Origin of the sequence: Micromonospora sp. C31, from assembly GCF_018070575.1 — a bacterium.
In the GTDB taxonomy this organism is placed as follows: domain Bacteria; phylum Actinomycetota; class Actinomycetes; order Mycobacteriales; family Micromonosporaceae; genus Micromonospora.
The window spans coordinates 69,341-95,803 of sequence record NZ_JAGPXN010000011.1 but is presented as its reverse complement, the minus strand read 5'-3'; the positions used below and the strand labels follow the sequence as shown (position 1 = coordinate 95,803).

At 75.9% G+C, this 26,463-nt stretch carries 2 protein-coding genes and 1 pseudogene; all 3 read left to right on the top strand.

Going from position 1 to position 26,463, the window contains the following annotated elements; all coding sequences use genetic code 11:
* Positions 1-4: 4 nt before the first annotated feature.
* Positions 5-5,206: a type I polyketide synthase gene (locus tag KBX06_RS28245; protein WP_374225645.1), complete on the top strand. Its 5,202-nt coding sequence runs from the start codon at positions 5-7 to the stop codon at positions 5,204-5,206.
* A 4-nt stretch (positions 5,207-5,210) separates the two neighbouring features.
* On the top strand, positions 5,211-15,563 hold the full coding sequence (locus KBX06_RS16525) for a type I polyketide synthase (RefSeq protein WP_210835744.1): 10,353 nt from the start codon (positions 5,211-5,213) through the stop codon (positions 15,561-15,563).
* 16 nt (positions 15,564-15,579) lie between these two features.
* A pseudogene (locus KBX06_RS16520) lies at positions 15,580-26,439 on the top strand (type I polyketide synthase); the annotation flags it as partial.
* Positions 26,440-26,463: the final 24 nt, after the last annotated feature.

Below are 26,463 nucleotides of genomic sequence, written 5' to 3'. Positions count from 1 at the left end.
TGGAGTGACGTCGATGCCCGACAACGAGGAAAAGCTGCTCGACTACCTCAAGCGGACGACAGCGGAGCTGCGCGAGACGCGGCGGAAGCTGCGTGACGCGGAGGAGGCGGTGCACGAGCCCATCGCGATCGTCGGTATGGCGTGCCGGTTCCCCGGCGGCGTGCGTACGCCGGAGGAGCTGTGGGGCCTGGTCGCCGCCGGGCGCGACGGAATCGGTGGCTTCCCCACCGACCGGGGCTGGGACGTGGCGGAACTGTACGATCCGACGCCGGGCGCGCCGGGGAAGTCGTACACCCGCGAGGGCGGCTTCCTGTACGACGCCGCGGAGTTCGACGCGGAGTTCTTCGAGATCAGCCCGCGTGAGGCGCTGACCATGGACCCCCAGCAGCGGTTGCTGCTGGAGACGTCGTGGGAGGCGCTGGAGCGGGCGGGCCTCGATCCGGCGTCCCTGCGCGGCAGCGACACCGGCGTGTTCGCCGGGATGATGTACCACGACTACGCGGGCAACAGTTCCACGGGCGCGATCGCCTCGGGTCGGGTCGCCTACGCGTTGGGGCTGGAGGGCCCGGCCGTCACGCTCGACACGGCCTGCTCGTCGTCGCTGGTCGCCCTGCACCTCGCCGCCCAGGCGCTGCGTGGTGGCGAGTGCTCGCTGGCGCTGGCGGGCGGCGTGACGGTCATGGCGACCCCCGAGACCTTCGTCGAGTTCTCCCGGCAGCGGGGCCTGTCGCCGGACGGCCGGTGCAAGTCGTTCGCCGCCGCCGCCGACGGCACCGGCTGGTCCGAGGGCGTCGGCGTGCTGGTGGTGGAACGGCTGTCGGACGCGCTGCGCCACGGCCACCGGGTGCTGGCGGTGGTGCGCGGAACGGCCGTGAACCAGGACGGCGCGTCGAACGGGCTGACCGCGCCGAACGGGCCGTCGCAGCAGCGGGTGATCAGGGCCGCGCTGGCCAACGCGCGGCTGTCGGCGAGCCAGGTCGACGTGGTCGAGGCGCACGGCACGGGCACGACCCTGGGTGACCCGATCGAGGCCCAGGCGCTCCTGGCCACGTACGGGCAGGGCCGGGACCGGCCGTTGTGGCTCGGCTCCGTCAAGTCGAACATCGGGCACACCCAGGCCGCGGCCGGTGTCGCCGGGGTGATCAAGATGGTGGGTGCGCTGCGCAACGGGATGCTGCCGCGCACCCTGCACGTGGACGAGCCGTCGCCGCAGGTGAACTGGTCGGCGGGGGCGGTGTCCCTGCTGACCGCGCCGGTGGCGTGGCCCGCCGGCGACCGGCCGCGCCGGGCCGCCGTGTCGTCGTTCGGGGTCAGCGGCACCAACGCGCACGTGATCATCGAGGAGCCCGAGCACGACGGGTCGCCCGAGCCGGCGTACTTCGGGCCGCCGGCGATCCCGTGGGTCCTCTCCGGACGCACGCCGGAGGCCGTACGGGCCCAGGCCGTGCGCCTGGCCGACGCGGTGGCCGGCCGGGACCCCGACGACGTCGGGTTCGCGATGGCCGTCGGCTTCACGCTCGCGGTCGGGCGGACCGCGTTCGAGCACCGTGCCGCCGTGGTGGGCCGCGACACCGCGGAGCTGGTACGCGCCCTGGAGACGGGTGTGCAGCCGACCGTGGCGGGCACCGGCAGGTTGGCGTTCCTGTTCACCGGGCAGGGCGCACAACGACTCGGCATGGGCGCCGAACTCGCCGCCGCCCACCCCGTCTTCGCCACCGCCTTCGACGAGGTGTGCGCCGCCCTCGACAAACACCTCGACAAACCACTACGCGAGGTCATCGACACCGACGAACTGCACCAGACCGGCTACACCCAACCCGCCCTGTTCGCCTTCGAGGTCGCCCTGCACCGGCTCCTCGGATCCTGGGGCATCCACCCCCACGCCCTCGCCGGCCACTCCATCGGCGAACTCACCGCCGCCCACATCGCCGGCATCCTCGACCTCACCGACGCCGCCACACTCGTCACCGCCCGCGGCCGACTCATGCAGGCCCTCCCCACCGGCGGCGCCATGATCGCCGTACAGGCCACCGAGGAACAGGTCACCCCCCACCTCATCCACGGGGTCGGCATCGCCGCCATCAACACCTGTAGTGACCTCGTCATCTCCGGCGACGAGGCCGCAACCCGCACCGTCGCCGACGCACTCGCCGCGCACGGCCACCGCACCAAACGCCTCACCGTCTCCCACGCCTTCCACTCCCACCTGATGGACCCCATGCTCGACGACTACCGAGCCGTCGCCGCGTCCATCACCCACCACGAACCCACCATCCCCGTCATCTCCACCCTCGACGGCCAACCACTGCGACCCACCCCCGACCACTGGGTCGACCAGGTCCGCCACACCGTCCGCTTCCACGACGCCATCAGCACCCTCGCCGGCACGCACCACGTCGACACCCACCTCGAGATCGGCCCCGACACCGTCCTCGCCACCGCCGCCGCCACCAGCGACGTCACCACCATCGCCACCACCCGCCGCGGACAACCCGAGACCACCACCCTCGCCAGGGCCGTCGCCGACCTGCACAACCTCGGCTTCCCCGTCGACTGGCCCACCTGGTTCTCCGGTGCCCGCACCACCGACCTGCCCACCTACCCCTTCCAGCGCCAGCGGTACTGGGCGGAGAACGCGACCGCGACGGGGGCCGCCAGCCGGCTCGGGCTCGCCGACACCGAACATCCCCTGCTCGGAGCGGCCGTCGCGCTGCCCGACCTCGACGGCGTCGTCTACACCGGCCGGTTGTCGACCGGCAGCCACCCGTGGCTGGCGGACCACGTCATCGCGGGCCGGGTGCTCGTTCCCGGCGCGGCGCTCGTCGAACTCGCCGTACACGCCGCCGACGCGGTCGGCTGCCCGGTGGTGGACGAGCTGACCATCGTCGCCCCGCTGGTCCTGCCCGAGAACGGTGCGGTGCAGCTGCGGCTGCGGGTCGGCGAGCCGGACGAGGAGGGGCGCCGCAAGGTCGATGTCCACTCCCGCGGCGAGCACACCGAGAGCTGGACGTCGCACGCCACCGGACTCGTCACCGCCGACCCGGTCGCCACGCCGGAGACCGTGGCCGAGTGGCCCCCCGCCGACGCCCGGCCCGTCGACCTGACCGACGCGTACGACCGGCTCGCGGACCGGGGCTACGGGTACGGGCGCGCGTTCCGGGGCGTCACGGTCGTGTGGCGACGCGGTGACGAGCTGTTCGCCGAGGTCGCCCTCCCCGAGGCGGAGGAGCGGTTCGCGCTGCATCCCGCCCTGCTGGACGCGGCGCTGCACGCCCCGCTGCTGGCCGACCCGGACGGCACCGGCGACACCCTGCTCCCGTTCTCGTGGCAGCAGGTGGTGCTGCACGCCACGAACGCCACCGCCCTGCGGGTCCGGATCGTCCCCGTCGACTCCGGCTGGGCGCTCACCGCCACCGACGGCACGGGCGCGCCCGTGGTGTCCGTGGGCAGGCTGGAGACCCGGCCGGTCGCCGGGCTCGACGTGCGGCCGACCCACCACGACTCGCTGTACGAGCTGACCTGGGTGCCGGTACCGGCCACCGGCGGGCCGGCCGGCGACGTGACGGTGCTCGACACCACCACGTTCCCGCCCGGTCCCGCCGCGACGGACACCCCGGCCGCCGTACGCGCCGCCCTGCACCGCGTACTCGACGAGACCAGGTCGTTCCTGGCCGACCCCGCCGGCTCCCGGCTCGTCGTGCGTACCCGGGGCGCGGTAGCCCTGCCCGGCGAGGACGTCACGGACCTCGTCGGCGCCGCCGTGTGGGGCTTCGTCCGCTCGGTCCAGGCCGAGCACCCCGACCGCGTCGTCCTCGTCGACGGCGACCTCGTACTGGCCGACGACGAACCGCAGGTCGCGGTCCGCGACGGCGTCGCGCACGCCGCCCGACTGGCCCGGGCGGCCACCGCCGACCCGGTGCCGGCGGACTTCGGCTCCGGCACCGTGCTGGTGTCGGGCGCGTCCGGCGCGCTGGGTGCGGTCCTGGCCCGGCACCTCGTGGCGGCCCACGGGGTGCGCGACCTGCTGCTGGTGTCGCGCCGGGGCGCGGCGGCGCCGGGCGCGGCGGAGCTGGCGGCGGAGCTGACGGCGTCGGGCGCCGCCGTGCGGTGGGCGGCGTGCGACGTGGCCGACCGGGACGCGGTGACGGCGCTGGTCGCCGGCCGGGACCTGTCGGCGGTGGTGCACGTCGCCGGCGTGGTGGACGACGGTCTGCTGACGTCGCTGACGGCCGAGCGGCTGGACCGGGTGCTCGCGCCGAAGGTCGACGCGGCCTGGCACCTGCACGAGGCGACGGCCACGGCGGGGCTGTCGGCGTTCGTGACGTTCTCGTCGGCGGCGGGCGTGTTCGGCAACGCCGGTCAGGCGGCGTACTCCGCGGCCAACGCCTTCCTGGACGCCCTGGCGGTGCGTCGCCGGGCGGCCGGCCTGACCGGGCAGTCGTTGGCGTGGGGCATGTGGGACGGGGGCATGGCGGGCGAACTGGGTGCCACGGAACGACAGCGGCTGGCCCAGGCGGGCGTGCGCGCGCTGTCGGTGGACGAGGGCCTGCGCCTCTTCGACGCCGCCACCACCTGCCCGGCGCCGGTGCTCGTACCCGTCGGGCTCGACCTCGGCGTGGTCGAGGGCCCCATCTACCGCGGCCTGGTGCGGGCCAGGACGCGGCGGGCGGCGTCCGCCGGCAACGGCCTCGCCACCCGGCTGCTCGGCCTGCCCGCCCCGGAGCGCGCGGACCTGCTGCTGGACCTGGTCCGTACGAAGGTCGCGGGGGTGCTCGGGCACCGGGACGCCGACGCCGTCGATCCCGCCCGAGCCTTCACCGAACTGGGCTTCGACTCCCTCGCCGCGCTGGAACTGCGCAACCAGCTCAACGCCGCGACCGGCCTGCGGCTGCCCGCCACGCTGACCTTCGACCGCCCGAACACCCGCGCGGTCGCCGACCTGCTGCACGAGCGGCTCGTGCCGGACACCGGCACCGACGGCGGGCTGCCGGAGGACGAGGTCCGCCGCATCCTGCTCGCCATCCCGATCAGCCGGCTGCGCGACGCCGGCCTGCTGGACAGCCTGCTCGAACTGGCCGGCGTACGGGTCGCCACCGGCGAGCCCGACGCCGCACCGACCGGGTCCATCGACGACATGGACGCCGACGCACTGATCAGCATGGCGCTCGCCGACCTCGGTGACGCGACGACGGAAGCGGGGAGCTGACCACATGGCGCACTCGGAGGAGAAGCTCGTCACCGCGCTGCGGGCCTCGCTGAAGGAGAACGAGTGGCTGCGGGAACAGAACCGCAAGCTCGACTCGGTGCTGCGCGAACCGATCGCCATCGTGGGCATGGCCTGCCGCTATCCCGGCGGGGTGCGGGCCCCGGACGACCTGTGGGACCTGGTGGCCGCCGGCGGCGACGGAATCACCGGTTTCCCCACCGACCGTGGCTGGAACGTCGCCGAGCTGTACGACCCCACGCCCGGTACGCCGGGCCGCTCGTACACCCGCGAGGGGGGCTTCCTGCACGACGCGGGCCAGTTCGACCCGGAGTTCTTCGGCATCAGCCCCCGCGAGGCGCTGGCGATGGACCCGCAGCAGCGGCTGCTGCTGGAGGTCTCCTGGGAGGCGTTCGAGAACGCCGGCATCGACCCGGCCGGCCTGCGCGGCAGCGACGCCGGGGTCTTCGCCGGCATGATGTACCACGACTACGCCGACAGCAAGGCCGCCGGCGCGGTCGTCTCGGGCCGGGTGGCGTACACCTTCGGCCTGGAGGGGCCCGCCGTCACCGTCGACACCGCGTGCTCGTCGTCGCTGGTCGCCCTGCACCTGGCCGTGCAGGCGCTGCGCAACGGCGAGTGCTCGCTGGCGCTGGCCGGCGGGGTCACCGTCATGGCGACCCCGCTGACCTACGTCGAGTTCTCCAAGCAGCGCGGGCTGGCGCCCGACGGCCGGTGCAAGTCGTTCGCCGCCGCCGCCGACGGCACCGGCTTCGCCGAGGGCGCCGGCATGCTGGTCGTGGAGCGGCTGTCCGACGCCCGGCGCAACGGGCACCCGGTGCTCGCCGTCGTGCGCGGCACGGCCGTCAACCAGGACGGCGCCTCCAACGGCCTGACCGCCCCGAGCGGACCCGCGCAGCAGCGCGTCATCCGGTCGGCGCTGGCCAACGCGCGCCTGTCGGCCAACCAGGTCGACGTGGTCGAGGCGCACGGCACCGGCACCACCCTGGGCGACCCCATCGAGGCCCAGGCCATCCTCGCCACCTACGGCCAGGACCGGGAACGGCCGCTCTGGCTCGGCTCCGTCAAGTCCAACATCGGCCACACCCAGGCCGCCGCCGGCGTCGGCGGGATCATCAAGATGGTGCTCGCCATGCGGCACCGGCTGCTGCCGAAGACGCTGCACGTCGACGCGCCGAGCGACCAGGTCGACTGGACGGAGGGCGCGGTCTCCCTGCTGACCGAGGCCGTCGCCTGGCCGCGCGGCGCCGAGGCGTCGCGTGCCGCCGTCTCGTCGTTCGGGGTGAGCGGGACCAACGCCCACGTGATCCTCGAGGAACCGCCCGCACAGGAGGCCGCGCCGGCCGCCGGAGCGACCGGACCGGTGCCGTGGGTGCTGTCCGGCCGTACCCCCGACGCCCGGCGCGACCAGGCGGCCCGGCTGGCGGCCCACCTCGACCGGCACCCCGCCGCCCCGGCCGACGTCGCCGCCGCCCTGGCGGCCCGCACCCGCTTCGAGCACCGGGCGGTCGTGGTCGGCACGAACCCCGCCGAGCTGCGGGCCGGCCTGGCCGCCGTCGCGGCGGACGAACCCGCGCCCGCCGTGGCCGCCGGCACCGCCCGGAAGACCGAGCCGCGGGTCGCCTTCATGTTTCCCGGCCAGGGCTCGCAGTGGGCGGGCATGGCCGTGGAGCTGATGGACACCCACGAGGTGTTCGCCGCCCGGATGGAGGAGTGCGCCAAGGCGGTGGACGGCTTCACCGACTGGTCGCTGCTCGACGTGGTGCGGGGCGTGCCCGGCGCGCCCTCGCTCGATCGGGTGGACGTGGTGCAGCCCGTGCTGTTCGCCGTGATGGTGTCGCTGGCGGCACTGTGGCGGTCGTACGGCGTCGAGCCCGCCGCCGTGGTGGGGCACTCGCAGGGCGAGATCGCGGCCGCCGTCGTCGCCGGCGCGCTCACCCTCGACGACGGTGCCCGCGTCGTCGCGTTGCGCAGCCGGGCGATCGCCGCCGGCCTGGCCGGACGCGGCGGCATGGCCTCCGTGGCGGCGCCGCGCGCGGACGTGGAGGCACGCCTGGCCCGGTGGGGCGAGCGGATCTCGGTCGCCGCCGTCAACGGGCCCACCGCCACCGTGGTCTCCGGCGAGCCCGACGCCCTGCGGGAACTGCTGGCGGCGTGCGAGGCCGACGGCGTGCGGATGCGGATGATCCCGGTGGACTACGCCTCGCACTCCGCGCAGGTCGAGGCCATCCGGGACGAACTGCTCAGCGTCCTCGCCGACGTCCGTCCGCGAAGCGCCGACGTGCCGCTGTACTCCACCCTCACCGGCGCGGTCGCCGACACCGCCACCCTCGACGCCGACCACTGGTACGCGAACCTGCGCGGCACGGTCCGGTTCGAGGAGGCGGTCGACCGCCTGCTCGCCGACGGGCACGACGTCCTCGTCGAGATCAGCCCCCACCCGGTGCTGGGCATGGGGGTGCGCGAGATCCTGGACCGCGCCGACGCCCCCGCCGCGCTCGTCGCGTCGCTGCGCCGCGACGAGGGCGGCCTGTCGCGGTTCCTGCTCTCCCTCGCCGAGGCGTACGTGTGCGGGGTCGCCGTCGACTGGTCCCGGCACACCAACGGCGTGCCGGCCCCACTGCCGACGTACCCGTTCCAGCACCAGCGGTACTGGCAGATCGAGGCGGCGTCCGCGGTGGACGCGCGCGGGCTCGGCATCGACGTCGTCGGCCACCCGCTGCTCGGCGCCGCGCTCACCGTCCCGGAGCGGGACCTGGTCGTGCTCGCCGGCCGGATCAGCCTGGAGACCCACCCCTGGCTGGCCGACCACGCCGTCCTGGACGCCGTCCTGCTGCCCGGCACGGCGCTGGTCGAACTCGCCGTCCGCGCCGGTGACGAGGTCGGCTGCCCGGCCGTCGAGGAACTCACCCTCACCACCCCGCTCGTCCTTCCGCCCCAGGGCGGGGTGGCCCTGCGGCTCACCGTCGAGGCACCCGACGAGCACGGCCGCCGCGCGCTGGGCGTCTACGGCCAGACCGACGCCGAGGCGACGGTCGGCATGTGGACCCGGCACGCCACCGGCGTCCTCGCCCCCGCCACGACGGAGGGGGAACGCCTCACCGAGTGGCCGCCCGCCGACGCGCAGGCCGTCGACCTCGGCGACCTGTACGACCGGCTCGCCGGGCTCGGCCTGCGCTACGGGCCGGTGTTCCAGGGCCTGCGGGCCGCGTGGCGCCGGGGCGACGAGACGTACGCGGAGGTGGCGCTGCCGCAGGGCACCGACGCCGACGGGTTCGGCCTGCACCCCGCGCTGTTCGACGCGGCCCTGCACGCCCTCGCCGGCGACGTCGCCGACGGCACGGCGCAGCTGCCCTTCCTCTTCGGCGGCGTGACGCTGCACGGGGCGGGCGCGACGAGCCTGCGCGTCCGGTTCACCCGGAAGGGGACGGACAGCGCCGCCCTGCTCGTCGCCGACCACGCGGGCGCCCCGGTCGCCACCGTGGCGGCGCTCACCGTACGCCCGGTGGCCCCGCAGGCGCTGCGGGGCCGCAGCGGCTTCGTCGAGTCGCTGTTCCGGCTGGAGCACGCGCCCCTGGCCGTCGGCCGGGGCGACCGGGGTGGCTGGCAGACGCTGGGCGCCACGCCGGTCTTCGACGCGCCGCCGGTGGCGTTGGCCGACGCGTCCGCCGACACGCTGTTCCTGCCGTGCTTCGCCGACGCGCCCGGCGTCGCCGCGGTCGCCGACCTCACGGCGTACGCGCTGACCACCATCCAGCAGTGGCTCGCCGCACCGGACCTGGCCGACACCAGGCTCGTCGTGGTGACCCGACCGGACGACCTGGCCGGCGCGGCGGTGCACGGGCTGGCCCGCTCCGCGCAGGCCGAGAACCCGGAGCGGATCGTCCTGCTGGAGGCCGACCACACCGCCGACGCGCTGGTGGCCGCGGCGCTGGCGACCGGCGAGCCGGTGCTCGCCGTGCGGGACGGCGTGGTGAGCGCGCCGCGCCTGGCCCGGGTCCCCGACTCCGACGTCGCCGGGCCCGCCGTGTTCGGCCCGGACGGCAGGGTGCTGGTCACCGGCGGCACCGGCACCCTCGGCGCGCTGGTCGCCCGCCACCTGGTCACCGAGCACGGGGTACGCGAACTCGTGCTGACCAGCCGCCGTGGCCTGGCCGCCGAGGGCGCGGCCGAGCTGCGCGACGAACTCACCCGGCTGGGCGCGACCGTGACCGTGGCGGCGTGCGACGTGGCGGAGCGGGACCAGGTGGCCGCGCTGCTGGCGGCGTACCCCGTCACCGGCGTCGTGCACACCGCGGGCGTGATGGCCGACGCCACCGTTCCCACGCTCACCCCCGAGCGGCTGGCCACCGCGCTGCGCCCCAAGGTCGACGCGGCCTGGCACCTGCACGAACTGGCCGGTGAGCTGAGCGCCTTCGTGCTGTTCTCCTCGGCCGCCGGCATCTTCGGCAGCCCCGGCCAGGGGGCCTACGCGGCGGCGAACGCGGTGCTCGACGCGCTCGCCGCGCAGCGGCGGGCGGCGGGACTGCCCGCCCACTCGCTCGCCTGGGGGCTCTGGGCCGAGCGCAGCGAGATGACCGCCGACGTGGACGGCGCGCAGCTCGGCCGGATGGCCCGCAGCGGCATGGCCGAGCTGTCCAGCAAGGACGGTCTGGCGCTCTTCGACGCCGCGGTCCGCTCGACCGGGGCGCTGCTGGCACCGGTGCCGATGGACCTGGCCGTGCTCGGCCGCGGCGACCGCGAACCGCCGGCGCTGCTGCGCGGCCTCGTCCGCGCCCCGGCCCGCCGGGCGGTGGGCGGCTCGTCGCTGGCGCAGCGGCTGGCCGAGGTGCCCGCCGGGCGCTGGCACGAGGTCGTGCTGGAGGTGGTGCTCACCCGGGTCGCCTCCGTCCTCGGCTACGCCCGCGCGGACCGGCTGCCCGCGGGACGCGCCTTCAAGGAACTCGGCTTCGACTCGCTCACCGCGCTCGACCTGCGCAACCAGCTCAACGCGACGACCGGGCTGCGGCTGCCCGCGACGCTGGTGTTCGACTACCCGACGCCGGAGGTGCTGGCCGGGCACCTCGTGGAGCAGTTGGGCGGCGGGCGGACCGCGACGACGGACGTCGCGCTGGCGCGGCACGACCAGGAGCCCGTCGTGATCGTGGGGATGGCGTGCCGCTTCCCGGGCGGCGTGCGTACGCCGGAGGACCTGTGGCGGCTGCTGTCCGGCGGCGCGGACGCGATCGGGCCGTTCCCCACCGACCGGGGCTGGCACCTCGACGCGCTGTTCGACCCCGACCCGGACCACCCCGGCACCAGCTACGTCGACCAGGGCGGTTTCCTCTACGACGCGGCCCAGTTCGACCCCGGCTTCTTCGGCATCTCCCCCCGCGAGGCGCTGGCGATGGACCCGCAGCAGCGACTGCTGCTGGAGACCTCGTGGGAGGCGTTGGAGCGGGCCGGCATCGACCCGACCACGCTGCGCGGCAGCCGCACCGGCGTGTACGCGGGCGTGATGTACAACGACTACGGCAGCGTGCTGAGCGGCTCCGCCGAGTCGGTCGACGGGTTCCTGTCCACCGGCAACTCCGGCGGGGTGATCTCCGGCCGGATCTCGTACACGCTCGGGCTGGAGGGCCCGACGATGACCGTCGACACCGCCTGCTCGTCGTCGCTGGTCGCCCTGCACCTCGCCATCTCCGCGCTGCGCAACGGGGAGTGTTCCCTCGCGCTCGCCGGCGGCGTGTCGGTGATGTCGACGCCCGGCACGTTCCTGGAGTTCTCCCGGCAACGCAACCTCGCCCCCGACGGACGGTGCAAGTCGTTCGCGGGGGCCGCCGACGGCACCTCGCTCTCGGAGGGCGTCGGCGTGCTGGTGGTGGAGCGGCTCTCCGACGCGCGCCGCCACGGGCACCCGGTGCTCGCCGTGGTGCGCGGCTCGGCGGTGAACTCCGACGGCGCCTCCAACGGGCTCACCGCGCCGAACGGGCCGGCCCAGCAGCGGGTGATCCGGGCCGCCCTGGCGGACGCCCGGCTCTCCCCGTCCGAGGTCGACGTCGTCGAGGCGCACGGCACGGGCACGACCCTGGGCGACCCGATCGAGGCGCAGGCCGTCCTCGCCACGTACGGCCAGGACCGCGCGGCGCCGCTGCTGCTCGGTTCGGTCAAGTCGAACCTCGGGCACACCCAGGCAGCCGCCGGGGTGGCCGGCATCATGAAGATGGTGCTGGCGCTGCGGCACGGCCTGCTGCCGCGGACCCTGCACGTGGACGAGCCCTCGCCGCACGTCGACTGGGCCTCCGGCGCGGTACGCGTCGCCGCGACGCCGGTGCCGCTCGCCGCCACCGACCGGCCCGTGCGGGCCGCCGTGTCGTCCTTCGGCATCAGCGGGACCAACGCGCACGTCGTGCTGGAACAGGTCGAGCCGGCGGCGCCGGTCGAAGAGCCGGCCGTCGCGTTCACGCCGTGGCTGCTCTCCGCCCGGACCGAGGAGGGGCTGCGCGAGCAGATCCCGCGGCTGCGTGCTTACGTCGCCGCCGATCCGACGCTGCGCCCGGTCGACGTCGCGTACACGCTCGCCACCGGGCGGGCCGGGTTCCCGCACCGCGCGGTGCTGCTCGGCGACCAGGTGGTGACCGGCACGGTCGACGGCGGCAGGCTCGCGATGGTCTTCACCGGCCAGGGCGCCCAGCGGGTCGGCATGGCGGCGCAGCTGTCGGGCTTCCCGGCGTTCGCGCGGGCGTTCGACGAGGTGTGCGCGGAGCTGGACCGGCACCTGGAGCGGCCCCTGCGGGAGGTCCTGGACACCGACGAGGTGCACCAGACCGCGTGGACCCAGCCGGCGTTGTTCGCGGTCGAGGTGGCCCTGTTCAGGTTGTTCGAGTCGTGGGGCGTACGGCCGGACCTGGTGGCCGGGCACTCGATCGGTGAACTGGCGGCGGCGCACGTGGCCGGGGTCTGGTCGCTCGCCGACGCCGCGGCGGTGGTCGCGGCGCGGGGCCGGCTGATGCAGGCGCTGCCCACCGGCGGCGCGATGGTGGCCGTACGGGCCACCGAGGACGAGGTCGCGCCGCTGCTCACCGACGGCGTCGCCATCGCCGCCGTCAACGGGCCGGAGTCGGTGGTGCTCTCCGGGGAGGAGGCGGCCACCCTCGCCGTGGCCGGGCAGCTGACCGGGCGGGGCCGCAAGTCGCAGCGACTCACGGTGTCGCACGCGTTCCACTCGCCGCTGATGGACCCCATGCTCGACGAGTACCGCGCGGTCGTGGCGCGGGTGGAGTGCCGGGAACCGGTCATCGAGCTGGTCTCGACGGTGACGGGGGACGTCACCACCCTCGACGCCGACTACTGGGTGCGGCAGGTACGCGAACCCGTCCGGTACGCCCACGCGGTCGCCACGCTGGCCGCGTCCGGGGCCACCACCTTCCTGGAACTCGGTCCCGACGCGGTGCTCACCGCGCTCGGGCGCAACGTGGCCGAGGGCGAGTGGATCCCGGTGTGCCGCAAGGGCCGCGCCGCGCCGGAGACCGTGGCCACCGCGTTCGCCCGGCTCGCGGCTCGCGGCGTGGCCGTCGACTGGCCCACGGTGGCGCCGGGGCGGACCGTGGAGCTGCCCACCTCCGCCTTCCAACACCAGCCGTACTGGCCCCGGCCGGGCGCCGGCACCGGCGACGCGAGCGGGCTCGGCCAGACGCGGACGAACCACCCGCTGCTGGGCGCGGCGGTCGAGCTGCCGGACGGCGGCACCGTGTTCACCGGCCGGCTCGCGCTGGCCACCCACCCGTGGCTCGCCGACCACGCGGTCGCGGACCTGGTGCTGCTGCCCGGCGCGGCGCTGGTCGAGCTGGCGGCACACGCCGGCCGCGAGCTCGGCTGCCCGCGCGTCGAGGAACTGACGCTGGAGGCGCCGCTGGTGCTGCCGGACGCCGGCGGCGTCCAGGTGCGCGTGACGGTGGGCGAGGCGGCGTCGGACGGCGGCCGGGACGTCGGCGTCCACTCGCGGGTCGAGGACGAGGACGGCTGGACGACCCACGCGGCGGGCCGGCTGACCCCGGCCGGGCCCCCCGGCGCCGACCTGCGGGCCTGGCCGCCGGACGCCGACCCGGTCGACGTCGCCACGACCTACGACGACCTGTTCGCGCGCGGCCTGCGCTACGGCCCGGTCTTCCAGGGCCTGACCGCGGCGTGGCGGCGCGGGGACGAGGTGTTCGCGGAGATCGCCCTGCCCGAGCAGGCGCACGACGACGCCGCCCGCTTCGGCCTGCACCCGGCGCTGCTGGACGCCGCCCTGCACGCGGCGTCGACCGGCGACGGCGAACCCGTGCTGCCGTTCTCGTGGCGCGGCGTCACCGTGCACGCCGCGGGCGCCACCCGCCTGCGGGCCCGGATCGGGTCGGGCGACGGCACGGCGACGGTCACCCTGGCCGACGCGGCCGGCGCCCCGGTCGCCTCCGTCGAGGCGCTGGCCGTGCGCCCGGTGTCGCCGGAACAGCTCTCCGCCCTGCGCCGCGACCGGCACGAGTCGCTGCTGCACCTGGAGTGGACGCCGCTGACCGTCTCGCCCCGGCCGCGTACCGTCGCGGTGCTCGGCGACGGCATCGACGGCCTCGACGCCACCGGGTACCCGGACCTGGCGGCCCTCGCCGGGGCCGTCGACGCCGGCGCCGCGGTGCCCGAGGTGGTGGTGGCGCGCTGCGCCCCCGACCGGGGCGCGGCACCGGACGTACGCGCGCACACGGCCACCCACCAGGTCCTCGCCCTCGCGCAGCGGTGGCTCGCCGACGAGCGCTTCGCCACCTCCCGCCTCGCCGTCCTGACCAGCGGCGCGGTGGCCACCCGCCCCGACGCCGACGTCACCGACCTCGCGGGAGCCGCGGCCTGGGGCCTGGTCCGCTCCGCCCAGTCCGAACACGCCGACCGGTTCGTGCTGGTCGACGTCGACGCCGAGGACTGCCCGGGGCTGCCGGCCGCGCTCGGCTCCGACGAGCCGCAACTGGCCGTCCGGGGCACCGACGTCCTCGTGCCCCGCCTCGCGCGGACCGCCGTCACGGCCGACACCCCCGCCGCCGGGATCGAGGGTCCCGTCCTGGTCACGGGCGCCACCGGCGTGCTCGGCCGGCTCGTCGCACGGCACCTGGTGGACCGGCACGGGGTACGCGAGCTGGTGCTGGTCAGCCGCAGCGGCCTTGCCGCCGAGGGCGCCAGCGAGCTGCGCGACGAACTGCTCGCCCTCGGGGCGCAGGTCACCGTCGCCGCGTGCGACGTCGCCGACTCCGGAGCGCTCGGCGCACTGCTCGCCGCACACCCGGTACGCGCGGTGGTGCACACCGCGGGTGTGGTGGACGACGGCGTCATCTCCTCGCTGACCCCGGAGCGGGTCGACCGGGTGCTGCGGCCCAAGGTCGACGCCGCGACGAACCTGCACGAGCTGACCGGGGACCTGACCGCGTTCGTCCTCTTCTCCTCGGCCTCCGGGGTGCTCGGCGGGCCCGGCCAGGGCAACTACGCGGCCGGCAACGCCTACCTGGACGCGCTCGCCCAGCACCGGCGGGCGAACGGCCAGCCGGCCGTGTCGCTGGCCTGGGGTCGCTGGGAACAGGCGGGCATGGCGGAGCAGCTCACCGAGGCCGACCTGCGGCGCATGTCGCGTTCGGGCATCGGCGCGCTCGCAGTGCAGGAGGCGCTGGCCCTGTTCGACGCGGCGCTGTCGCACCGGGGCATGGTGGCGCCCATCCGCCTCGACCACCGGGCCCTACGCGAGCGCGCGGTCGCGGGCATGGTGCCGCCGCTGCTGCGCGGCCTGGTCCGGGTGCCCGCCAGACGGGCGGCCGACGCCGACGCGGGCGCGGTCGACGCGCTGCGGCAGCGGCTGGCGGGCCGGGACGCCGAGGCGGCCGAGGCCATCCTGCTCGACCTGGTTCGGACCCATGTGGCGGGCGTGCTGGCGTACCCCGACCCGGGCGCCGTCGCGGCCGACCGGCCGTTCAACGAGCTCGGCTTCGACTCGCTGACCGCGGTCGAGCTGCGCAACCGGGTCAACGCCGCGACGGGGCTGCGGCTGTCCGCGACGCTGGTGTTCGACCATCCGACGTCCAACGCCCTGGCCGCGCACCTGCGGGCCGAACTCTCCGGCGAGGCGGGCGACACCAACGCGGTGCTGGCCGCGTTCGCCGAACTCGACCGCCTCGAGGCGGTCCTGTCCGACGTCGACGAGCAGTCGCGCACGCGACTGTCGCTGCGGCTGCGCGACGTGCTCTCGAAGCTGGGCGGCGAGCCCGCATCCACCGGCAACGACATCGATTCCGCGACCGACGACGAGGTCTTCGCTCTCATCGACAGCGAGCTGGGGGTCTCATGACAGTGCGAGGAGGGCGACCGTAGTGGTGGCCAACGAGGACAAGCTGCGGGACTACCTCAAGCGGGTCACGGTCGATCTGCAGAAGACCCGGCAGCGCCTGCACGAGGTGGAGGCGTCCGCGCACGAGCCGGTCGCGATCGTCGGCATGGCCTGCCGCTACCCGGGGGGTGTGGCGAGCCCGGAGGACCTGTGGCGGCTGGTGGAGTCCGGCACCGACGCCACCGGCGCGTTCCCGACGGACCGCGGCTGGGACCTGGAGTCCCTGTACGACCCCCAGGCCCGCCGGGAGGGCACCTCATACACCTCACGCGGCGGTTTCCTGTACGACGCGGCGGACTTCGACCCGACGTTCTTCGGCATCAGCCCCCGCGAGGCGGTCGGTCTGGACCCCCAGCAGCGGCTGCTACTGGAGGTCGCGTGGGAGACCCTGGAGCGGGCCGGCATCGACCCCGGCTCGCTCGCCGGCAGCCCGACCGGGGTGTTCACCGGCCTGATGTACCACGACTACGCGGGCAGCAGCAGCTCGGGCAGCGTGGTCTCCGGCCGGGTGGCCTACACGCTCGGCCTGGAGGGACCGGCGGTCACCGTCGACACCGCCTGCTCGTCGTCGCTCGTGGCGCTGCACCTGGCGATCCAGGCCCTGCGCCGGGGCGACTGCACGCTCGCGCTCGTCGGCGGTGTCTCGGTGATGGCGACGCCGCTGACCTTCGTCGAGTTCTCCCGTCAGCGCGGCCTGTCCCCCGACGGGCGGTGCCGGTCGTACTCGGCCGACGCCGACGGCACCGGCTTCGCCGAGGGCGCCGGCGTGCTGCTGGTGGAGCGGCTGTCGGACGCGATCGAGCGCGGCCACCGCGTCCTGGCGGTCGTCCGGGGCTCCGCGGTCAACCAGGACGGTGCGTCGAACGGGCTCACCGCGCCCAACGGGCCGTCGCAGCAGCGCGTCATCGAGGCGGCGCTGGTCGACGCGGGCCTGTCGACGCGCCAGGTCGACGTGGTCGAGGGCCACGGCACCGGCACGACCCTGGGCGACCCGATCGAGGCGCAGGCGCTGCTGGCGACGTACGGCCAGGACCGCGAGGACCCGCTGTGGCTCGGCTCGGTCAAGTCGAACATCGGGCACACCCAGGCCGCCGCCGGGGTCGCCGGGGTCATCAAGATGGTGGAGGCGATGCGGCGCGGGGTCCTGCCCGCGACGCTGCACGCCGACCAGCCGTCGGACCAGGTGGACTGGACGGCCGGGAACGTGCGGCTGCTGACCACGGCCGCGGCGTGGCCCGAGACGGGGCAGCCGCGCCGGGCGGCGGTCTCCTCGTTCGGGTTCAGCGGCACGAACGCCCACGTGATCGTGGAGCAGGCGCCGCACGCCGAGGCGCCCGCGCCGGCCTCCGCGCCGGTGGCCTCGTTGCTGGTCACCGCCCGCGACGTCGACGGGCTGCGCGACCAGGCGCGGCGACTGTCCGCCGTGGTGTCGGAGGTGGAACCGGCCGAGCTGGGCTACGCCCTGGCCACCACCCGGTCCCGCTTTCCGCACCGGGCCGCCGTGTTCGGCACCTCGGCCGAGGAACTGGCCGCCGGCCTGGGTGCCCTGGCCCGCGACGAGCAGGCCGTCAACCTGGTACGCGGCCGGGCCGCGGACGGCCGGGTCGCGATGCTCTTCTCCGGGCAGGGCGCGCAGCGCCTCGGCATGGGCCGTGGGCTGTACGCGGCGTACCCGGAGTTCGCGGCGGTGTTCGACGAGGTGTGCGCGGCGTTGGACCCGCACCTGGACCGGCCGCTGCGCGAGGTCCTGGACACCGGGGACCTGCACGAGACCGGCTGGACGCAGCCCGCCCTGTTCGCCGTCGAGGTGGCCCTGTACCGGCTCGTCCGGTCCTGGGGCGTCGCCCCGTCCGTGCTGGCCGGGCACTCGATCGGCGAGCTGGCCGCCGCGCACGTCGCGGGCGTGTTCCCGCTCGCCGACGCGGCCCGCCTGGTCGCGGCCCGGGGCCGGCTGATGCAGGCGCTGCCGGCCGGCGGCGCGATGCTCGCCGTCCAGGCCACCGAGGACGAGGTCGCGCCGCTGCTCGGCCCGGACGTCGACATCGCGGCCGTCAACGGGCCGGACTCGGTGGTCGTCTCCGGCACCGAGGAGGCGGTGGCGGCGGTCGCCGAGCGGTTCACCGACCGTCGTACCCGGCGGCTGACCGTGTCGCACGCGTTCCACTCGCCGCTGATGGACCCGATGCTCACGGAGTTCCGGTCGGTGGCCGAGACGGTGTCGTACGCGCCGCCGACGATTCCGCTGGTCTCGACGGTCACCGGCGCGCTGGCGGGCGATGAGCTGGCGACGCCGGAGTACTGGGTCGGGCAGGTCCGCGCCTCGGTGCGTTTCGCCGACGCGGTGCGTGCCGCCGCCGCGACCGGCGCCACCACCTTCCTCGAACTGGGCCCGGACTCGGTGCTCGCCACCATGGCGGCGGACTGCCTCGACGGCGACGTGCTGGCCACGCCGGTGCTGCGCCGGGACCGCGCCGAGCCGCGCGCCCTGGTCGAGGCGCTGGCCCGGCTGGAGACCCGGGGCGTCACGGTGGACCCGCAGGCGTTCTACCACCGGTCCGGACCGTCCCTGGTCGACCTGCCGACGTACCCCTTCCAGCACGAGCGGTTCTGGCAGGACAGCGTCGAGCCGGCCGCCGCCGGCGGTTCCGCCGACGACGACGGCCTGTGGGCGGCCGTGGACAGCGGCGACCTCGACACGGTCGTCACCGCGCTCGACGTCGACCCGCAGGCGCCCCTGGCGTCGGTGCTGCCCGCGCTCTCGGCATGGCGCCGGGGGCGGCAGGAGCGCTCCGCGCTGGACGGCTGGCGCTACCAGGCCCGCTGGGAGCGCCTCCCCGGCGGCACCACGGCGGCGCTGAGCGGGACCTGGCTGCTGGTGGCCGGCGACCCGGCGGTGACCGGGGACACGGGCGCCGCCGTCGCCGACGCGCTCGCCGCGCACGGCGCGACCGTCGTCACCACCGACCCCGACGGACTGCCGGGCCACCTCGACGGCGAGCCGGCCGGCGTGGTGTCCCTCCTGGCGCTCGACGAGACGTTCCTGCCCGGCCGCCCCGGCGTCCCGGCGGGCGCGGCCGCCACCCTCGACCTGATCCGCGTCCTCGCCGGGCGGGGCGTCCGGCTGTGGTGCGTCACCCGTGGCGCCGTCGCCACCTCGCCGGCCGATCCGGTGACCGGGGTGGCGCAGTCGCAGGTGTGGGGCCTCGGCCGGGTCGCCGCGCTGGAGCTGCCCGACACCTGGGGCGGCCTGGTCGACCTGCCCGCCGAGCTGGACGGGCGCACCGCCGCCGCGCTGGCCGGCGTGCTCGCCGGCAGCGGGGAGGACCAGGTCGCCGTACGCCCCGACGGGGTCTTCGTCCGCCGGCTGCACCGGGCGCCGGTGACCGGCACCCCGCGCTGGCGTGGCGTGTCCGGCACCGTGCTGGTCACCGGCGGCACCGGCACCCTCGGCATCGAGGCCGCCCGGCTGTACGCGCGCCACGGCGCCGAGCGGATCGTGCTGCTGAGCCGGCGCGGCACCGCCCCCGCCGAGATCCTCGACGAGCTGCGCGGATCAGGGGCCCAGGTCGACGTCGTCGCCTGCGACGTGGCCGACCGGGCCGCCCTGGCGGCAGTCGTCGACGGCTACCCCGACGTGCGCGCCGTGGTGCACGTGGCGGGGCTGGCGCAGCTGACCGGCATCATGGACATGGACCACGCCGAGTACGCCGACGTCGTCTCCGCCAAGGTCGCCGGCGCCACCAACCTCGACGCGATCTTCGCCGAACGCGACCTCGACGAGTTCGTGCTCTTCTCCTCCGTGGCCGGCGTCTGGGGCAGCGGCGGCCAGGCCGCCTACGCCGCCGGCAACGCGCACCTGTGCGCCCTCGCCGAGGCGCGGCGCGGCCGGGGACAGCCGGCCACCGCGCTGGCCTGGGGGCCGTGGGCCGAGAGCACCCTGGTCGACGACGAGATCTCGGCCTCGCTGCGCAAGCGGGGCCTGGCGCCGATGGCGCCGCAGCGCGCCGTCGCGGCCATGCGTACCGCCCTGGGGGCGGGGGACACGAACGTGGTGCTCGCCGACGTGGACTGGGCGGCCTTCGCGCCGTCGTTCACCGCGCTGCGGCCGAGCCGGCTGTTCGACGCGATCGGCGAGGCGGTCGCCGACGAGGAGCCGGTCACGACGTCCACCTCCTCGGACTTCGCCCGCCGGCTCGCCGCCCTGCCGGAGGTGGACCGCCTGGAACACGCCGTCGGGCTGGTGCGTACGCAGGTGGCACTCACGCTCGGCTACGCGGGCCCGGAGGCGGTCGAACCGACGTCGGCGTTCAAGGAGTTGGGCTTCGACTCGGTCACCGCCGTCGAGTTCCGCAACCGGATGGTGGAGGCCACCGGCGTACGGCTCTCCGCGGCCGTCGCGTTCGACTACCCGACCCCGGTCGCGCTGGCCGAGCACCTGCTGGAGACCGGCCGCCCCGAGGCGGTCGTGGGCACCGTCGCGGCCGACGAGCCGATCGCCATCGTCGGCATGAGCTGCCGGTTCCCCGGCGACGTCGGCTCCCCCGAGGAGCTGTGGGCGATGCTGCGGGAGGGCCGCGACGGCATCGGCCCGTTCCCCACCGACCGTGGCTGGGACCTGGACAGCCTGTTCCACCCCGACCCGGAGCACTCCGGGACCAGCTACGTCCGGGAGGGCGGCTTCCTCGCCGACCTGCCGGGCTTCGACGCGGCGTTCTTCGGCATCAGCCCCCGCGAGGCGGAGGCCATGGACCCGCAGCAGCGGCTGGTGCTGGAGGCGTCCTGGGCGGCCTTCGAGGACGCGGGCATCGACCCGACCACGCTGCGGGGCAGCGCCACCGGGGTGTACGTCGGCGCCAACAACGTCGACTACGCCCGGATCACCGGCGGCGCGGGGACGAGCGCCGAGGGCTTCATGGCCACCGGCAACGCCGCGAGCATCCTCTCCGGCCGGCTCTCCTACGTGCTGGGGCTGGAGGGCCCGGCGGTGACGGTGGACACCGCCTGCTCCTCGTCGCTGGTCGCCATGCACCTGGCGGTGCGGGCGCTGCGCTCGGGCGAGTGCGCGATGGCGGTGGCGGGCGGCGTGACCGCCATGGCGACGCCGGGCGCGTTCCTGGAGTTCAGCCGCATGCGGGGGCTCGCCCCGGACGGGCGCTGCAAGGCGTTCGCGGCCGGCGCGGACGGCACCAACTGGGGCGAGGGCATCGGTGTGCTCGTGCTCGAACGGCTCTCCGACGCGCTCGCCGCCGGCCACGAGGTGCTGGCCGTGGTGCGCGGGAGCGCGGTCAACCAGGACGGCGCGTCCAACGGGCTGACCGCCCCCAACGGGCCGTCGCAGCAGCGGGTCATCCGGCAGGCGCTGGCCGACGCCGGGCTCGCCACGGCCGACGTGGACGTGGTCGAGGCGCACGGCACCGGCACGACGCTGGGCGACCCGATCGAGGTCGACGCGCTGTTCGCCACGTACGGCCGGGACCGTGCCGGCGACCGGCCGCTCTGGCTCGGCTCGGTCAAGTCGAACATCGGGCACACCCAGGCCGCCGCCGGCGTCGCCGGAGTGATCAAGATGGTGCTTGCGCTGCGGCACGGCGAACTGCCCCGCACCCTGCACGTGGCCGAGCCGACGACACACGTCGACTGGGCGGGCGGCGTCCGGCTGCTCGCCGAGGCGCAGCCGTGGGGACGCGACGGGCACCCGCGCCGCGCCGGTGTCTCGTCCTTCGGGTTCAGTGGCACCAACGCCCACGTCGTCGTGGAGGAGGCCCCGGAGGCGCCCGAGACCGAACGGACGCCCGACGACGGGCCCGTCGCGCTGACGCTCTCCGCCCGCTCGGACGGCGCGCTGCGCGAGCAGGCCGCCGGGATCGCGCCGCTGCTGGCCGACGTGCCGCCGCGCGACCTGGCGTACTCGCTCGCCCGGCGAAGCGCGCACCCGCGCCGCGCGGTGGTCGTCGGCGGGGCCGACGAACTGCGCGCCGGCCTCGCCGCGCTCGCGGCGGGGGAGCCCGCGCCCAACCTCGTCACCGGGGTCGCCGCGGCCGCGCCCGGCAAGGTGGCCTTCTCCTTCCCGGGCCAGGGCTCGCAGTGGATCGGCATGGCCGTGGAGCTGCTCGACGCCTCGCCGGTGTTCGCCGCCCGGATGGCCGAGTGCGCGGACGCCCTGGCGCCGCACGTCGACTGGTCCCTGGAGGCCGTCCTCCGCGAGGGCGGGGACCTGGACCGGGTCGACGTCGTGCAGCCGGTGCTGTTCGCCGTGATGGTGTCGCTGGCCGACCTGTGGCGCCACCACGGTGTGGAGCCCGCCGCCGTGGTGGGGCACTCGCAGGGGGAGATCGCCGCGGCCTGCGTGGCGGGCGCCCTCTCCGTGGCGGACGCCGCCAGGGTCGTGGCCCTGCGCAGCCGGGCCCTGCTGCGCCTGTCCGGCAAGGGCGGCATGGTGTCCGTGCCGCTGCCGGCGGTCGAGGTGCGGGGGCGCCTGGAGCGTTTCGACGGCCGGGTGACCGTGGCGACCGTCAACGGGCCCCGCACCACGGTGGTGGCCGGCGAGCTGGACGGCCTCGACGAGCTGCTGGCCGAGTGCGAGCGCGACGGCGTGCGCGCCAGGCGCATCCACGTCGACTACGCGTCGCACTCGGCGTACGTGGCGGAGATCCGCGACGAGCTGCTGGACGTGCTGGCCGGGCTGGAGCCCCGCCGGCCCGAGGTGCCGCTCTACTCGACGGTGGACGACCGCTGGCTCGACGACGTGCCGATGGACGCCGAGTACTGGTACCGCAACCTGCGCCAGACGGTGTGGTTCGAGCCCGCGATCCGTGCCCTGCTCGACGCGGGCGTCACCACGATCGTGGAGGTCAGCCCGCATCCCGTGCTGACCATCGGCGTGCAGGACGTCGTCGACGACGCGGAGGTGCCCGCCACGGTGGTCGGCTCGCTGCGCCGCGACGAGGGGGGCCTGGCCCGCTTCCTGCTCTCCCTCGGCGAGGCGCACGCCCACGGCGTACGCGTCCGCTGGGACGACGAGGGGGCGCGTCGGGTCCGGCTGCCCGGCTACCCGTTCCAGCACGAGCGCTTCTGGCCGGCCGCCGCGACGGTCGCCGCCGACGCGGCCGGGCTGGGACTCGGTGCCACCGAGCACCCGTTGCTCGGTGCGGCGGTGGCCCTGGCCGACACCGACGGCCTGCTGTTCACCGGGCGGCTGTCGGTGGCCGCGCACCCGTGGCTGGCCGACCACCGGGTGGGCGGTCAGGTGATCGTGCCCGGGACCGCGTTCGTGGACCTCGCCGTCCGCGCGGGCGACGAGGTGGACTGCGGCCGCGTCGAGGAGCTGACGCTGACCGCGCCCCTGGTGCTGCCGGACAAGGGCGGCGTCCAGGTGCAGCTGCGCGTCGAGGCGCCCGACGACGACGGACAGCGGCAGGTGACCATCCACTCCCGTCCGGACGGGGTCGCCACCGACGCGACGCCGTGGGTGCGCCACGGCGTCGGCCTCCTCGCCCCCGGCGGGCCGGCGGGCGACTTCGACGCCACGTGGCCACCTCCGGAGGCCGAGCCCGTCGACGCCGACGAGCTGTACGCCACCCTGGCCGCGGCCGGTCTCGCGTACGGCCCGACGTTCCAGGGGGTGCGCCGGGTGTGGCGCCGGGGCGAGGAGATCCTCGCCGAGGTCGCCCTGCCGGCGGGGGCCGCCCGCGCGGCGGCCGGCTACCACCTGCACCCGGCGCTGCTCGACGCCGCGCTGCACCCGATCGCGCTCGCCACCTCGAGCACGGAGGCGTTGTTGCCGTTCGAGTGGAGTGGTGTGTCCGTACACGCAGTCGGGGCGACGGAGCTGCGCGTCCGGTTGCGTCCGCGCGGGCGGAACACGGTCGAGGTGACCGTCGCCGACCAGACCAACACCGTGGTCGCCGAGGTGGAGTCGCTGGTGCTGCGGGAGGCCGCCGCCCCCGCGCAGCCGAGCACGCACCACGACGCCCTGTTCCGCCTGGAGTGGACCCCGGCCGCCACCCCGGCGACCCCGCCGGACGCCCGCTGGGCGGCTCTCGGTGGCTGCACCCTGCCCCAGGACGCCGGCCTCGTCGCCGACGCGTACCCGGATCTGGCGACGCTGCGGGCCGGCGTGGCCGACGGCGCGCCGATGCCCGCCCTGGTCGTGCTGGCCTGCGCGGCCGACGCCGCCGGCGACCTCGCCGGGGCGGCGCACCGGGCCGTGCACGACACCCTCGCGGTGCTGCGGGAGTGGCTGGCGGAGGAGCGCTTCGCCGACGCCCGGCTGGTCGTCGTCACCCGGGGCGCGGTGAGCGTGCACGAGGCGGCGGCGGACCTGGCCGGCTCGCCGGTGTGGGGTCTGCTCCGCTCGGCGCAGAGCGAGAACCCGGACCGCTTCGTCCTGCTCGACGTCGACGACCGCGAACCGCACCGGGCGCTCGCGGCGGCGCTCGCGGCCGACGAGCCGCAGCTCGCGATCCGCGACGGCGTCGCCCTGGCACCGCGGCTCGCCCGCGCGGCCGGCAGCCCCGCGCTGACGGCGCCCACGGCCGAACGCTGGCGGCTGGACGTCACCGAGCGGGGCACGTTGGACAACCTCGCCCTGCTGCCCGAGGCGGAGCAGGCCCCCGTCCTGGCGCCGGGTCAGGTGCGCATCGCGATGCGGGCCGCCGGCCTGAACTTCCGCGACGTGCTGATCGCCCTCGACATGTACCCCGGTGGCGGGGTGATGGGTGGCGAGGGCGCGGGCGTGGTCGTCGAGGCCGCACCCGACGTGCGCGGCGTCGCGGTCGGCGACCGCGTCATGGGCCTGTTCCACGGCGCCTTCGGCACCGAGGTGGTCACCGACGCGCGGATGGTCGTGCCGGTACCGCCGGGGTGGTCGTTCGCGCAGGCGGCGTCGACCCCGATCGCCTTCTGCACCGCCTACTACGCGCTGGTCGACCTGGCCCAGGTGAAGCCGGGGGAGCGGGTCCTCGTGCACGCCGCGTCCGGCGGCGTCGGCATGGCCGCGGTCCGGCTCGCCCGGCACCTGGGCGCCGAGGTGTACGGCACGGCGAGCACCGGCAAGTGGGACGCGCTGCGCGCGATGGGGCTGCCGGACTCGCACATCGGCAACTCCCGCACCCTGGAGTTCGAGGAGCGGTTCGGCGGGGCCGGCATCGACGTGGTGATCGACTCGCTGGCCAAGGAGTTCGTCGACGCCTCGCTGCGGCTGCTGGGGCGCGGCGGCCGGTTCATCGAGATGGGCAAGACCGACGTACGCGACCCGGGGCGGGTCGCCGAGGACCACCCGGGGGTCGAGTACCAGGCGTTCGACCTGCTCGCCATCGACCCGGAGCGGGTCGGCGCGATCCTGCGGGACGTGCTCGCGCTCTTCGCGGAGGACCGCTTCACCCCGCTGCCGGTGCGCACGTACGACGTGCGGCGCGCCCCGGAGGCGTTCCGGACCATGTCCAAGGCCCGGCACGTCGGCAAGCTCGTGCTCACCACGCCGCCCCGGCGCGACCCCGACGGCACGGTGCTCGTCACGGGCGGCACCGGCACCCTCGGCGGGCTGCTGGCACGGCACCTGGTGACCCGGCGCGGGGTGCGGCACCTCCTGCTCACCAGCCGCCGGGGCCCGGACGCCGCGGGCGCCGCCGACCTGGTGGCCGAGCTGACCGGGTACGGGGCGCAGGTCACCGTCGCCGCCTGCGACGCGGCGGACCGCGACGCGCTGGCCGAGGCCCTGGCCCGGGTCCCCGCCGCGCACCCGCTGACCGCCGTGGTGCACACGGCGGGCGTCCTCGACGACGGCCTGGTCACCGCGCTCACCCCGGAGCAGGTCGACGCGGTGCTGCGGCCGAAGGTCGACGCGGCGGTCAACCTGCACGAGCTGACGCTCGACGCCGAGCTGGCCGAGTTCGTGGTGTTCTCCGCGGCGGCCGGCACGATGGGTGGCCCCGGGCAGGGCAACTACGCGGCGGCGAACACCTTCCTCGACGCGCTCGTGGCCCACCGGCGCGCGGCCGGGCTGCCCGCCCGCTCGCTCGCCTGGGGACTGTGGGGCGAGGCGAGCGGGATGACCGCGCACCTGGACGCCACCGACCGGGCCCGGATGGCCCGCGTGGGGCTGCTGGAACTGTCGGTGGCGCAGGGCATGGCGCTCTACGACGCGGCGGAGCTGACCGACGAGGCACTGCTGGTGCCGATGCCGGTGGATCCGGCGGCCCTGCGCGAGCTGGGCCGGGTCGGCATGCTGCCCCCGCTGCTGCGCGGTCTGGTGCGGGGCACGTCCCGGCGGGCGGTGGAGCAGGCGGCGCAGTCGCCCGGCGCCCTGCGGGAGCACCTGGCGGGCCAGAGCGGCCCGCAGCGGCGGCACACCGCGTTGGAGTTCGTCAAGGCGCAGGCCGCCGCCGTGCTCGGGCACGCCAGCGCGAGCGCCGTCGACCCCGACCGGCCGTTCACCGAGCTGGGCTTCGACTCGCTGACGGCGGTCGAGTTCCGCAACCGGCTGAAGGCGGCCACCGGCCTGAAGCTATCCGCCACGATGGTCTTCGACCACCCGACCGCCGGGGCGCTCACCGACCACCTGCTGGCCGGGCTGGCCCCGGCCGAGGTGGACCCGGCGGTGGGGCTGCTGGCCGAGCTGGACCGGCTGGAGCGGTCGTTCGCCCAGGCCGGTGCGGCGGGCCTGGCGGACGCGGTCAAGGCACGGATTACCGATCGGTTGCACGCGGTGATGTCGAATTGGCGTGGCAGGTCCGACGTGGACACCGATCCCGACGGCCTGGACGTCGGCCTGGCGCTGAAGACCGCTTCGGCCGACGACCTGTTGCGGTTCATCGACGACGAACTCGGCACCGGTTGAGCCGGAGGCGCTGAGGAGGGCTAC